At 74.6% G+C, this 13,278-nt stretch carries 10 protein-coding genes and 1 pseudogene; 8 read left to right on the top strand and 3 right to left on the bottom strand.

The genetic code is table 11. The annotated features are described in order from the left end of the window. The first annotated feature begins 147 nt into the window (after positions 1-147). The 4 genes and pseudogenes from ACGF0D_RS30880 (at position 148) to ACGF0D_RS30895 (ending at position 3,260) form a co-directional block, all read left to right on the top strand. Positions 148-1,194 carry a cytochrome P450 gene (locus tag ACGF0D_RS30880; protein ID WP_392880063.1) on the top strand — a complete coding sequence of 349 codons (1,047 nt, stop codon included), beginning with the start codon at positions 148-150 and terminating at the stop codon, positions 1,192-1,194. Positions 1,195-1,269: 75 nt separating this feature from the next. Beyond that, on the top strand, positions 1,270-2,376 hold the full coding sequence (locus ACGF0D_RS30885) for a JmjC domain-containing protein (protein WP_392921774.1): 1,107 nt from the start codon (positions 1,270-1,272) through the stop codon (positions 2,374-2,376). 74 nt (positions 2,377-2,450) lie between these two features. Further along, positions 2,451-2,665, top strand: a pseudogene (locus ACGF0D_RS30890) (DUF6193 family natural product biosynthesis protein). A gap of 82 nt (positions 2,666-2,747) precedes the next feature. After that, positions 2,748-3,260 (top strand): histidine kinase, encoded by a 513-nt coding sequence (locus ACGF0D_RS30895; protein ID WP_392880067.1) that lies wholly within the window; start codon positions 2,748-2,750, stop codon positions 3,258-3,260. A gap of 96 nt (positions 3,261-3,356) precedes the next feature. On the opposite strand, the gene ACGF0D_RS30900 is transcribed toward ACGF0D_RS30895, so the two are convergent. Together ACGF0D_RS30900 and ACGF0D_RS30905 are read right to left on the bottom strand one after the other, a co-directional pair. Further along, positions 3,357-5,744 (bottom strand): FtsX-like permease family protein, encoded by a 2,388-nt coding sequence (locus ACGF0D_RS30900; RefSeq protein ID WP_392921777.1) that lies wholly within the window; start codon positions 5,742-5,744, stop codon positions 3,357-3,359. Positions 5,745-5,817: 73 nt separating this feature from the next. Then, on the bottom strand, positions 5,818-6,513 hold the full coding sequence (locus ACGF0D_RS30905) for an ABC transporter ATP-binding protein (protein WP_392921780.1): 696 nt from the start codon (positions 6,511-6,513) through the stop codon (positions 5,818-5,820). Between the two features lie 209 nt (positions 6,514-6,722). On the opposite strand from ACGF0D_RS30905, the gene ACGF0D_RS30910 reads away from it, so the two are divergent. After that, positions 6,723-7,982, top strand: coding sequence for a sensor histidine kinase (locus ACGF0D_RS30910; RefSeq protein ID WP_392921782.1), 1,260 nt, complete (start codon positions 6,723-6,725; stop codon positions 7,980-7,982). Continuing rightward, positions 7,979-8,668 (top strand): response regulator, encoded by a 690-nt coding sequence (locus ACGF0D_RS30915; RefSeq protein WP_392880076.1) that lies wholly within the window; start codon positions 7,979-7,981, stop codon positions 8,666-8,668. The genes ACGF0D_RS30910 and ACGF0D_RS30915 overlap by 4 nt, the downstream gene beginning before the upstream one ends. 126 nt (positions 8,669-8,794) lie before the next feature. Here ACGF0D_RS30915 and katG read toward each other — a convergent pair whose 3' ends face one another. After that, positions 8,795-11,011 (bottom strand): catalase/peroxidase HPI, encoded by a 2,217-nt coding sequence (katG, locus tag ACGF0D_RS30920; RefSeq protein WP_392880079.1) that lies wholly within the window; start codon positions 11,009-11,011, stop codon positions 8,795-8,797. Between the two features lie 289 nt (positions 11,012-11,300). On the opposite strand from katG, the gene ACGF0D_RS30925 reads away from it, so the two are divergent. Next, positions 11,301-11,714 carry a Fur family transcriptional regulator gene (locus ACGF0D_RS30925; RefSeq protein ID WP_392921784.1) on the top strand — a complete coding sequence of 138 codons (414 nt, stop codon included), beginning with the start codon at positions 11,301-11,303 and terminating at the stop codon, positions 11,712-11,714. A 528-nt stretch (positions 11,715-12,242) separates the two neighbouring features. Beyond that, a complete protein-coding gene (locus ACGF0D_RS30930; protein ID WP_392921786.1) occupies positions 12,243-13,262 on the top strand; it encodes a PP2C family protein-serine/threonine phosphatase in 1,020 nt (339 codons plus the stop codon). Positions 13,263-13,278: the final 16 nt, after the last annotated feature.

A 13,278-nucleotide genomic window follows, 5' to 3' on the forward strand; every position in this document is an offset into this window, starting at 1 on the left:
CGTGGTCGGCCGCCGGCGGGAGCGAGGGTCGGCCACGTCTCCCGCCGGCGCCGCGGCGCGTCCGGAATTCCCCGCGCGCCGCACCGAACGCACTTCCCAGGCATTTCCCGGGTATTTCGCATTGGAGGCCGAATTCCCATGGAAGAAATGGCGACGGCCACCACGCGCAGCCGTACCGTCGTGTTCGCCCCGACGATTCGGGACCTGCTGGCCAGGGACGAGAAGGTCTTCCGGATCGACCCGGCCAAGGTCGGCGTCTCGGACTCCCGACTGATGGCCGAAATCGTCGCGGCCCGCCCCGTGCTTTCCACCGAGCGATCGGTCTACAAACCCGCCGCGGGCGCCGAAATCCCCCACGACAGCGCGACCCGGACGATCCGGGCGCTGGGCCAGGACGCCGTGGCGGGCAGCCGCAAGCCGCCGCCCCCGGCCCGCGGGATGGCCGGCGCCTGGCCCTACGCGGGCACCTCCTACCTGCGCCGCTGGCTGTTCTCCGGCGACCCGCTGCCCGTCTCGCTGCTGTCGAAGCGCGGCGTGACCCGCTCCGACACCCTCTCCCGGCTCGTCGACCGCGCCGCCACCCGCTGGCCCGGCTCCGCCGAGCAGGACGGGCGCACCGCACTGGCCGGGCTGATCCGCGACGCCGACGACCCGCTGGACCGCCGGCAGGCCGTCGCGATGTACCGGCGGGCGACGGCCACCCTGTGCGACGGCGTGGCCGCGCTGACCGGCAACGCGCTGTGGCTGATGGGCCCGGAACGGGACCGGCCGGAGCAGCGCGCCGACCTCACCGCCATCCTCTGGGAGACGCTGCGGCTGCTCCCACCGGCGTGGATGCTGTACCGCAACGGCGGCGCGGCGTACACCGCCCTGCACCCCGAGATCCGCCCCGAGGACGACGTCGCGCTCTTCCCGCTGCTGATGCACCGCCACCCCGACTACTGGTCCGACCCGCTGGAGTTCCGCCCCGAACGCTGGGACGGCGTCACGGACCCGGAGAAGGCGCCCGCGTTCATGCCCTTCGGCTTCGACGGCGCCCGCTGCTGGGCCAAGCACCTGATCGTGCCGCTGGCCGAGCGGCTGCTGACCGTCGCCCTGGACAACCGGCTCACCGTCCGCGGCCCGCAGCAGGAGGCGCAGGTGCCGCTGCGCTCCCTGCTCTCCGTACGGTTCGAGGCGCAGGTCGGGGCCTGACGCCCGGCTCGTAGAGGACCCCTGGGGCCCCGCGCTCCCGCGCCCCGGAACACCCCTGACACCACGGGACACACCATGGAATCGCCCACGCTGGCCGACTGGGTCGGCGACGTCCGGAGCTTCGCCGAGCGCCAGTGGCAGCGCGAGCCCGCGCTCTTCCCCCGGGACAACCCGGCGGCCCCGAAGGCCACGGCGGCCGCGGAAGCCACGGCGGCCCCGGAGGATCCGGTGGCTCCCGCGGCCCCCGCCTCGCCGTTCGACCTCGACGAACTGGACGCCGCCTTCGACGGCGGGCTGCTGCGCACGCCCTACCTGGAGATGGTCCGCTCCGACAAGGTCACCATCCCGCCCGAGGCCTTCACCACCTCCCGCGTGGTCAACGGCGTCACCCACCACGGCTTCGCCGACCGGGCGCGGGTCCTCGCCCAGCTGCGCCGCGGGGCGACCCTGCTGCTGCGCTGCGTCGACCAGTGGCACCGCCCGACCGGCGACCTGGTGTCCCGGCTCTCCGAGGAGCTCGACCGGCGGATAGAGGCCTTCTTCTTCGTCACCCCGGCCGGCGGCCAGGGCCTCGCGGTGCACCGCGACGACGCCGACGTGTTCGTCCTCCAGGCCGCCGGCCGCAAGACCTGGTACGTCCACGACGCGCCGACCGCGGCCGACTGGCAGCTCGGCGAACTGCCGGACGACGAGCGCTCCCCACTGCGGCTGCACGGCGTCCTCGAACCCGGCGGCGTGCTCTACATCCCGCGCGGCTTCGCCCACCGGGCGGTCGGCGCCGGCGGCCTCTCCGCCCACCTGTCGCTGACCGTCCGCGACCTCTCCGTCCAGGACCTGCGCGCCGCCCTGGAACGGCAGTTGGCCGAGGGCCTCGACCTCCCGGCCCGCCCGCTCGGCGAGGCCGCGATCACCGACGCCTGCGCCACCCTGCTCGACCACGCCCGGGCCCGGCTCGCCACGCTCGGTCCCGAGGACCTCCTGCGCGCCGCCCGGGCCGCCCGGTCGGTCCGGTCTGACCAGCCCGACCGGGGCGGCCCGCCGGCCACCCCACCGTCCGCGGAGACCCTCGCCGAGGCGGCCCGGTCCTGGGAGTCCGGTGCGCCCGCCGCCGGACGCACCGGACCGTCCTCCCTCGGCCGCACCTGGCGCAAGCTGCGCGACGCGGCCCGCACGGGGGCCTGACGGGCCGTCACATCTAGGCCGCCCGCTCCGAGCCCCGGCTGCGCCGGCTGTTCCCCTGGACCAGCCACCACAACCTGCACTTCAGCCGGTCGACCACACCCCCTGGGCCGACCGGGGCCTCCCGAACGCCCATCCGCAGGAGGGCGGCGGCCACCTCGTCCACCGGTGGGACGAAGCCGGCGAGCGCGTCAGCGCCGCCACCCCGGAGGAGGCCGTCGCCCTGCTGGTCGAACGCCTCCCGGCGGGCCTCGGGCCGGTGTTCGACCGCCCCGCCGACGAGCAGCGCTGAGGAGGCCGGGGTGGCAGCGCCCCGCACCGCGGGCCACGATGGAGGCCCGGCCTCAGCCGGCCCCGGCCCCGATCGGAGCGCGATGAGCGAGCAGCACAACGTCGTCCTGCTGACCTTCCCGGACGCCGGTGCCTGGCGCCCCGCCTTCGACGAGGCGCAACGCCTGCCGGGCCTGCGGATGGTGGCCGCGATGGAGCGCAGCGCCGACGGCCTGCTGGAGGTCAAGGACACCTTCACCCGGGGCGCCGGCCTGACCACCGTAGGCTCCGGCGCGCTGGGCGGCCTGATCGGACTGCTCGGCGGGCCGGTCGGGGTGCTGCTGGGCTTCGCGGCGGGTGCGGTGATCGGCAACGCGGCCGAGGAGCACCAGGCGAGCGAGGGCGGCGCCGGGCTGATCCTGCTCTCGCCCCGGGTGCCGGACGGCGGCGCGCTGCTCGCCCTGGAGGTCAAGGAGTCCACCCCGGGCCCGGCCGACGAGTTGGCCGCCCGGCACGGGGCCTCGGTCGAGCGGATCGACGCCCACGACTTCACCGAGCAGGTCCGGGCCGCCGAGAAGCGCGCGGAGCAGCAGAGCGCGGACGAGGACACCTCCTGAGCCCACCAAGGACGGCGCAGCACCACCTGGAACGGGCAAGGACCACCCGGAACGAGCGGGACCGGGTGAGCACCACCCGGTCCCGCCCGTCGGCCGTCACTCGGCCCGCAGCGCCTCCACCGTGCGCGCCCGCGCCACCCGTACGGCCGGGAGCAGGGCGCCGAGCAGCGCGATCAGCACACCGCCGAGGCCGAGCAGAACCAGCTCCGGGGTGCCGAAGACGTCCAGTGCGGAGGCCGGGAAGGTCAGCCCGGCGCTGCGGCCCATCGCGGGCACCGTCAGGCCGTGCAGCAGCAGCCCCACCGGCAGGCCGATCACGCCGCCAGCGGCCCCGACCAGCAGGACCGAGGCGAGCACCACGCCCACGGTCTGCGCCGGGGTCATGCCGAGCGCCTTGGTGACGCCCAGGTCCCGGGTGCGCTCGCGGATCTCCAGGACGACGGTGTTGAACACCCCGAGGCCGGCGACGACGAGCAGCAGCAGCAGGGTGAGCGTGGCGGTGAGCGAGTTCAGGGCGGCGATCGAGCCGCTGGAGCCGTGCGGGCCGCCGGTGTCGGCGGTCATGCGCTCGGGGGCGAGCGCGGTGGCGACGGCGCCGGCGTAGGCGGCGCGGTCGGTGCCCGGCTTCAGTCTGACGGTCCAGAAGTCCGGCGCCGGGGCCGTGCCCGGCGGGTAGCCGGCTGCGTCGGTGAGGAGCTCGTTGGTCTGGGTGTGCGGGTCGAAGACCTCGCCGACGAGCCGGACGGTGACCGCCCGGCCGTGGGTCGTGAAGGTCACCCGGTCTCCGAGCCTGACCGAGGCCTCGGTCAGGAAGGTGGACGGGGCGACGGCCTCGCCCGGGCCCTGGTACCAGCGCCCGGAGACCAGCCGGTAGCCCGCCCAGGAGGAGTCGCCGTCGAAGGCGGTCACCGTGGTGGTGCCCGCCACCCCGGGGACGGTGACGTCCTCGGTGCCGACGCCGAAGTAGCCGGCCGTGCCCGGCTGGGCGTCCAGCGCCGCGGTGACGACGGCCCGGTCGGCCGGGACGGGCAGCCCAGCCGCCGGCGCCGCCCCGGGTGGGCCGTCCGGGCGCGTCGGGTACACCGTGACGTCCCCGGCGTCCCGCGTCTTCGCCTGCTGCACCCAGCTCATCGTCCCGCCCATGCCCACCGCGAAGACGGCCGCCGCCGTGCCGAACAGCACCGCCGCCAGCATCCCGGCGGCCCGGGCCGGGCGGGCGAACGGCTGGGCGAGGCCGAGGCCGACCGGCCGGGGCAACGGCAGCCGGGTGGCCAGTGCGGCGGCGCGGGCGGCCAGGGCGTCCCGCCGGGTACCGCCTCCGGTGCGGCCGACGGCGAGCGCGTCCACCGTGCGCAACCGGCCGGCCCGGGCGGCGGCCGCCCAGGCGACCAGGGCGACGGCGGCCAGGGTGCCGCCCGCCACGGCGACGTCCACCCAGGGGGCGAGGCCGGAGGTGCCGGTGCCGTAGAGCGAGCCGGTGGTGGCGAGCACCGGGACGGCCAGCGCGTTGCCCGCGACGACCCCCAGCAGGGTGCCGACGCCGGCCGGGACCAGCGCCTGGGCGACGTACGCCCGCGCCACCTGGGCGGGGGTGCAGCCGAGCGCCTTGAGCACGCCGATCCGCCGGGTGGCGGTGCCGACCGCGCCGGCCACCACGTTGCCCGCGACCAGCACCGACATCGCCATGCCGAGCAGGCCGAAGGCGACCAGGAAGGGCAGGAACAGCGCGGTGTTGCGGTCCGATCCCTGCTTGGCGGTGAGCCAGGACTGCGCGCCGGTGAGCGCCCCGGCGGGGGCGGCGGCCGCGACGGCGGCCCGGTCGGCGGCCATGGCGTCGGCGCTCGCGGCGGCCGTGAAGCGGTAGAGCATCGCGTAGCCGGGGGTGCTGCCGGGCGCGGTGAGGGCGGCGATGCCGTCCGGCGCCACCCAGGCGTCCGAGGTCCGGCTGACGGAACGGGCGAAGCCGACGACCTTCAGGGCCGGCGCGCCCGGCAGACCGGGAAGGCGCAGGCTGCCGCCCAGGTCCCGGGGCCGGTCGCCGTACCTGTCGTCGAGCACCACCTCGCCCGGCCGCTGCGGCCAACTCCCCTGGAGCAGGGTGATGTCGTCGACCCCGGCCGCGGCCGTGGCGCGTCCGGTGACCGTCATCGGCGCCATCCTCGCCCCGGGCGGCAGGTCGTAGCCGGGGCCCGGCTCGGGGTCGACGGTGACGGTGCGGTACGGCCCGGCGGCGGCCGTCACCCCGGGGGCGTGCGCGGTGGCGGCGAGCTGCGCGGCGTCCGTCCTGGCGCCGTCGAAGCGCGCGGTGAGGTGGGCGCCGTGCTGGCCGTCGAAGGCCCGGTCGAAGGGGGCCTGGGAGGCGACCAGCAGTGAGCCGCCGAGCACGGAGCAGGCGGTGGCCACCAGCGCGGCCAGCCCGACCGCGACGGACTGGGTCCGGCGCCTGCGCACACCCGCACGCACGACCCTGCCCAGCGCGCTCATGCGCCCACCTCGCTGCGCTCGGCAGGCGCTTCGCGCAACGCGCACCTCTCGATGATGAGCTCGCTCCGCTCTCTCATGCCGCCACCGCCGAGGCCGAGTCCGACTCGACCCGGCCGTCCCGCATCCGGACCGTACGGGTGGCGCAGTCCTCGGCCAGCGTCACGTCGTGGGTGACCAGCAGGATGGTCTGCCCGTCCTCGTGCAGCTCCCGGAACAGCTCCTTGACGTCCTCGCCCGAGGCCGAGTCCAGCGCTCCGGTCGGCTCGTCCGCCAACAGCAGCGTCGGCCGGTTCATCAACGCCCTCGCCACCGCGACGCGTTGGCGCTCACCGCCGGAGAGGCGGCCCGGGTGGGCGCGGGCGTGCCGGTCGATGCCGAGGGCCTCCAGCAGCTCGCCCGCCCGGCGCCGGGCCTCGGCGCGCGGGACGCCGGCCAGTTCGCCGGCCAGCACCACGTTGTCGGCCACGGTGAGGTCGTCCAGCAGGTTGAAGAACTGGAACACCATGCCGATCGTGCTCCGCCGGTAGCGGGCCGAGGCGGCCTCGCCCAGCCCGTCCACCCGCACCCCGGCCACGGTGACCGTCCCGGTGCTCGGCCGGTCCAGCCCGGCGACCAGGTTCAGCAGGGTGGATTTCCCGCTGCCGGACGGGCCGAGCACGGCCACCGACTCCCCCGCCCGCACACTCAGCGTGACCCCGTCCAGGGCCGCCCGGGCGCCCTCGTAGTGACGGCTCACCCCGTCCAGTCCGATCACCGGATCGCTGCTCATGTCCCCGCTCCTCCTCGCGTCCCGCCTGATGACGGGGACGACGGTACGAACGGGCGGCACGCCCGCGCGTCCGCCGCCCGGGGCAACCCCGCTACCGCGTCCGGCGGACCCTGGCGTGCCGTCATCCTTGCGAGGTAGTCGCCGGGTGTACGGGCCGCCCGTCGCCCGCCGGGCTGTCCCGAACGGCTCGCGGCCCGCACAATGTCCCGGTGATCAACCATGCGACGGTGCGACGGCTGCGCGCGGCCGCCGCCCGGCCGGGCGGCGGCCCGGACCCGACGCCCCCGCCCCGGCCGACCCGGCGCGGCCAGGTCTTCGACGCCGCCCTGGCCCTCTTCCTGGCGCTCACCGGCGGGCGCTACGCCACCATCGCGGGCGGCCCGCACGGGACGCCCCCGTCCTGGCTGTTGGTGCTGGTGCCACTCGTCCCGCTGCCGCTGGTGCTGCGCCGCCACCACCCGGTGGCGGTGCTGTGGACGGTGCTGCCGGTCGCCCTGCTGGTCCGGCACCAGTCGCAGGACATCGCGTACTCGGCGGGCGTGGCGGTGATCGTCGCCGCGTACAGCGTCGCCGCGTACGGGCGCCGCCCGGCGGCCGTGCTGCTGAGCCTGCCCGCCGCGACCGCCGCCCTCGTGGTGCTCTTCGGGAACGCCAAGCTGCCGCACTTCCCCAACGGCGTGGTGGCCGTGCTGGTCCTGGTGCCGGTGTTCGCGGTCGCCTACGAACTCCGGATGTGGCGACGCCGGGTGGACGAGGGGCGGGAGCGGCTCTCCGCCCTGGAGCGCGAGCAGCTGGCCGCGCTGCGGCATGCGGTGGAGCTGGAACGGGCGCGCATCGCCCGGGAGTTGCACGATGTCGTCACCCACAACGTGAGCATGATGACAATCCAGGCCGGGGCCGCCCGCAAGATCCTCGACACCGCACCGGACAAGGCCCGCGAGGCGATGGCCGCGGTGGAGACCGGCGGCCGCGCGGCGATGACCGAACTGCGGCAGGTGATGGGCCTGTTGACCGTGGACGCGGACCCCACCCGGTCCGGCGCCGGTGACACGCCGGCTGCCGGGGCCGATCTCAGCCCGCAGCCCGGCCTCGGCCGCCTCGACGCCCTGGTCGAGGGTGTCCGGCAGGCCGGGCTGCCGGTCGAGCTGACCGTCCGCGGTGAGCGCCGGCCCGTCCCGCCCGGGGTCGAGCTGGCCGCCTACCGGGTGGTCCAGGAGGCTCTCACCAACACCGTCAAGCACGCGGGCGGTGCCGACGCCACCGTGACCGTCGAGTACGCCCCCGACCGGCTGCTGGTGGAGGTCAGCGACACCGGCGGACGCCCCACCGGCGCGGCCGCCACCGGCAACGGACGCGGCCTGCTCGGCCTGCGCGAACGCCTCGCCGTCTACGGCGGCACCCTGCACACCGGCCCCCGGCCGCGCGGCGGCTACCGCGTCAAGGCCCTGATACCCCTGGAGAGTTCATGACCGAGCAGCCGCTGCGGGTGGTGGTCGCCGACGACCAGGCCCTGGTCCGCACCGGGTTCCGGCTGATCCTGGAGTCGGAGGGCATCGACGTGGTCGCCGAGGCCGAGGACGGCGAGCGGGCCGTCGCCGCCGTCCGGCGCTGCCGCCCGGACGTGGTGCTGATGGACATCCGGATGCCCGGCCTGGACGGGCTGGAGGCGGCCCGACGGATCCTGGCGGACGGCGCGCAGGAACCGCCGCGGATCATCATGCTGACCACCTTCGACCTCGACCACTACGTCTACGCGGCGATGGCCGCCGGAGCCAGCGGCTTCCTGCTGAAGGACGTCACCCCGGAGCACCTGGCGGCCGCCGTCCGGCTGGTCCGCACCGGGGACGCGCTGCTCGCCCCGGCGATCACCCGCCGCCTGGTCGAGCGCTTCGCCCGCCCCGACGACCCGGCTGGCGCCGTCGCCCCGCACCGCGAGCTGGGCACGCTCACCCCGCGCGAGCTGGAGGTGATGGCGCTGCTCGCCCGCGGCCTCAGCAACGCCGAACTCGCCGCCCGGCTGGGGCTGTCCGAGGCGACGGTGAAGACGCACGTGGCCCGGATCCTCGGCAAGCTGGGCCTGCGGGACCGGGCCCAGGTGGTGGTCGCGGCGTACGAGACCGGGCTGGTGAGCGTGGGCTCGTCAGAGGTCCGATGAGGAGTCCGCGCGAGGAGTCCCCGTAGCGACGGCAAGGACCCGTGACAACGGCGGGAGCCCGTAGCGACGGCGGGAGCCCGGGGGTGGCACCCCCGGGCTCCCGCCGTCGCCGTCAGTCGACCGGCATCACGCGAGGTCGAAGCGGTCCGCGTTCATGACCTTGACCCAGGCCGCGACGAAGTCCTCGACGAACTTCTCCTTGGCGTCGTCGGCCGCGTACACCTCGGCGACGGCCCGCAGTTCGGCGTTGGAGCCGAACACCAGGTCGGCGCGGGTGCCGGTCCACCGCACCCGGCCCGAGTCGTCCCGACCCTCGAAGGTGTGCGCGTCCTCCGAGGTGGCCTTCCAACTGGTGCCCAGGTCCAGCAGGTTGACGAAGAAGTCGTTCGTCAGCACGCCCGGGGTGGAGGTGAGCACGCCGTGCGTGGACTTGCCGTGGTTGGCGCCCAGCACGCGCAGGCCGCCGACCAGCACGGTCAGTTCGGGCGCGCTGACGCCCAGCAGGTTGGCCTTGTCGAGCAGCAGGTACTCGGCCGGCAGCCGGTTGCCCTTGCCGACCCAGTTGCGGAAGCCGTCCGCCTTGGGCTCCAGCGCGGCGAAGGACTCGGTGTCGGTGAGCTCCTGCGTCGCGTCCACCCGCCCGGGCGCGAACGGCACCTCGACGGCCAGGCCGGCCGCCTTGGCGGCCTGCTCGACGCCGACGCCGCCGGCCAGCACCACCAGGTCCGCGAGCGAGACCTGCTTGTCGCCGGCCTGCGCGTTGAACTCCTGCCGGACGCCTTCCAGGGCGCGCAGCACGGTGGCGAGCCGGTCGGGCTCGTTGACCTCCCAGCCGACCTGCGGCTGGAGCCGGATGCGGCCGCCGTTGGCGCCGCCGCGCTTGTCGCTGGAGCGGAAGGAGGAGGCGGCGGCCCAGGCGGTGGAGACCAGCTCGGACACCGACAGCCCGGTGGCGGCGATCCGCCGCTTGAGGTCGGCGACGTCGGCCGCGCCGACCTGCTGGTGGGTGACCTCCGGCAGCGGGTCCTGCCAGAGCAGGTGCTCGGCGGGGACCTCCGGGCCGAGGTAGCGGACCACCGGGCCCATGTCGCGGTGGGTCAGCTTGAACCAGGCGCGGGCGAAGGCGTCGGCGAACTCCTCCGGGTTCTCCAGGAAGCGCCGGGAGATCGGCTCGTAGACCGGGTCGAGGCGCAGCGAGAGGTCGGTGGTGAGCATGATCGGCACGTGCCGCCTGCTCGGGTCGTGGGCGTCGGGGACGGTGCCCTCGCCGCCGCCGTCCTTGGGCTTCCACTGGTGCGCGCCGGCGGGGCTCTTGGTGAGCTCCCACTCGTAGCCGAACAGCGTCTCGAAGAAGCTGTTGTCCCAGGTGACCGGGGTGGGCGTCCAGGTGCCCTCCAGGCCGCTGGTGATGGCGTCGCCGCCGACGCCGGTGCCGAAGGTGCTCCTCCAGCCGAGGCCCTGCTGCTCGATCGGGGCGTCCTCCGGGGCCGGGCCCACGTTGTCGGCCGGGCCGGCGCCGTGGGTCTTGCCGAAGGTGTGGCCGCCGGCGATCAGCGCGACGGTCTCCTCGTCGTTCATCGCCATCCGGTAGAAGGTCTCGCGGATGTCGCGGGCGGCGGCGATCGGGTCCGGGTTGCCGTTGGGGCCCTCGGGGTTGACGTAGATCAGGCCCATCTGGACGGCGGCCAGCGGGTTCTCCAGCTCGCGGTCGCCGGTGTAGCGCTCGTCGCCGAGCCAGGTGGTCTCGGGGCCCCAGTAGACGTCCTCGTCCGGCTCCCACTCGTCGACCCGGCCGCCGCCGAAGCCGAAGGTCCGGAAGCCCATGCCCTCCAGGGCCACGTTGCCGGACAGGACGATCAGGTCGGCCCAGGACAGGGCGCGTCCGTACTTCTTCTTGACCGGCCACAGCAGGCGGCGGGCCTTGTCCAGGCTGGCGTTGTCCGGCCAGCTGTTCAGCGGGGCGAAGCGCTGCTGGCCGCCGCCGGCGCCGCCGCGGCCGTCGCTGATCCGGTAGGTGCCGGCGCTGTGCCAGGCCATCCGGATGATGAAGGGGCCGTAGTAGCCGAAGTCGGCCGGCCACCACTCCCGCGAGGTGGTCAGGGCCTCCTGGATGTCCCGCTTGACGGCCGGGAGGTCGAGGGTCTTGAAGGCCTCGGCGTAGTCGAAGTCCGCACCGAGCGGATTGGCCACGGCGGGGTTCTTCGCGAGGATCTTCAGATTGAGCCGTTCCGGCCACCACTGGCGGTTCCCGCCGCCCTGGGTGGGGTGCGACGCCCGCCCGTGGTTCACCGGGCAGCCCTCCGCGTTCGCCTCTACGCCGGTTGCATCGTGGTTGTCAGACATGGGAATCCTTCCCTCACAAGGCGGATCACGGTGTCTTCTCTGCTACCTACGGCACCTACTGCTGCTGTCTGGTCCTGGCGCGTCACGTGTTGCCGCTGCTCGCCGTTGCGCACGGCAGTGACGGTGGTCACGTGCTGCTGCTACCCAGGCTAGCGCCGGAGCCGATCCTACGATGGACGGAATCCAAGTCAAGAAAGACACCAAAGACATATCCGATCGGGATCCGGAAGGCACCGGATGTGAATTGGTAAACTCCGGTCCTCCCCTTGACCTGAATAGGTGAACCGATATGAGTGACCTGCTGGAGCGGCTGCGCGGGCGCGGCTGGCGCCTCACCTCCCAGCGGCGTGTCGTGGCCGAGGTCCTGGACGGCGAGCACGTGCACCTGACCGCCGACGAGGTGCACGCCCGGGCGGCGGAGCGCCTCCCGGAGATCTCCCGGGCGACGGTCTACAACACGCTCGGCGAACTGGTCACCCTGGGCGAGGTCGTCGAGGTGGCCACCGACGGGCGCGCCAAGCGGTACGACCCGAACGCGCACCGCCCGCACCAGCATCTGATCTGCACCGGTTGCGGCGCCATCCGCGACGTCCAGCCGCGGGGCAATCCGCTGGCCGACCTGCCGGCCGAGCAGCGCTTCGGGTTCGCCGTGTCGCAGGCGGAGGTCACCTACCGGGGGCTGTGCCCGACCTGCGCGGGCTGATCGCCCCGGCGGTCGGCCCGATGGTCGGCCGGACGCCGGACGGGTCGGCCCGCCGGCTCTTTCGCGGGCGCCATGCGGTCGCGCGCTCGGCTCCGTCGGCGGGCGGCAGTGGCTGGTATGTCGTGATGATGAACGTATGCATGCACAGGCGGATCACGAACCGGATGACGCCCGCCTCCGGGAGTTCGGGGTCACACCGCTGCGCGCCGCGATGCCCCCCGCGGCTGTCGGACTCCCGCCGCCGTCCGGGCGGATGCTCCCCGGCAGGCTGACGGATCCGCCGTTCGTGAGGCCTCGGCGGTCCGCTTCGCCCGCCCGTGCCCGGCCGGTTCCCCGCGGTTCCTCGTTCGACCGGGCACACCGTCACCGGAGCGCGCGGTGAGGCTCCCGGGCTTCGGCGGAGCCGCTCGGCACCATGCGCCGGAGCCGGGCGGGACGGAGCCTCGGCCGCCCGCCCCGCCGGCCTGGATCCGCTGGCTGCCCGCCATCTACGTCGCGGTCATCCTGGCGCTGGAACCGATCACTCCCGTGCAGTGGCCGGTGAGCTTTCTGCTCATCGCCCTGCCCGTCGTCGCCGCTTTCGCCCACGGTCCCGCCTTCGTCGGCGCCATCACGGTCTTCGCCGTGATCTTCGAAGGCGTGCTGGCGGGCACTCCGTGCTGTGCGGGCCGCGTCGTGGGTTACCTGTGGGAGCGCCACTACGTGGCCACCTACCTCTCCACGGCATTGGTCGGGGGGCTGGGCGCCCTTCTGGCCGCCCACCGAATGCGCCGGGAACGCACCCTGGCCACCGTGCGCTCGGTGGCCGAGACGGCGCAGCGCGTGCTGCTGCGTCCGGTTCCCCACCTCCTGGGCCGCGTCAGCATCGAAACCCTGTACGTGTCGGCAGCCGCGGAGGCCCAGATCGGCGGCGACCTCTTCGAGGCGATGAGCACCGCGCACGGTGTGCGCCTGCTGATCGGCGATGTCCGGGGCAAGGGCCTGCTCGCGGTGGAGACGGCCGCGGCGATGCTGGCCGCCTTCCGCGAGGCCGCCTACGACGAGCCCGATCTGCCCGCGGTGGCGCGTCGATTGGAGCGGAGCATGAGCCGCCGGGCCGCCCAGCTCCCCGACAGCGAGGAACGCTTCATCACCACCGTGCTCGCCGAGATTCCCGGCGACGAGCCCGTGGTCCGCATCGTCAACTGCGGTCACCCCCCGCCGCTGCTCATCAACCGGGACAGGGTCAGCGAACTTTCCCCGTGTGATCCGTCGCCGCCTCTCAACCTCGGTGTGCTGCTCGGCGGCGACTACCACGTCGACGTGGAGCCCTTCCGTCCGGGCGACCGGCTGCTGCTGTACACCGACGGCGTGACCGAGACCCGCGACCGAACCGGAGCCTTCTACCCGCTCACCCAGCGTGTCCGCAACTGGACCGCCCTGCCGCCACGCGAACTCCTGAACCGCCTGCACCAGGATCTGCTCGCATACAGCGATGCCACCCTCGACGACGACATCGCCGTGCTTCTCGGCCACCGGCTCCCCGACGACCGCCCTGACGCGGACTGATCACATGGGCTCCGTC

Source organism: Kitasatospora sp. NPDC048298 (genome assembly GCF_043201465.1).
Lineage (GTDB): Bacteria > Actinomycetota > Actinomycetes > Streptomycetales > Streptomycetaceae > Kitasatospora.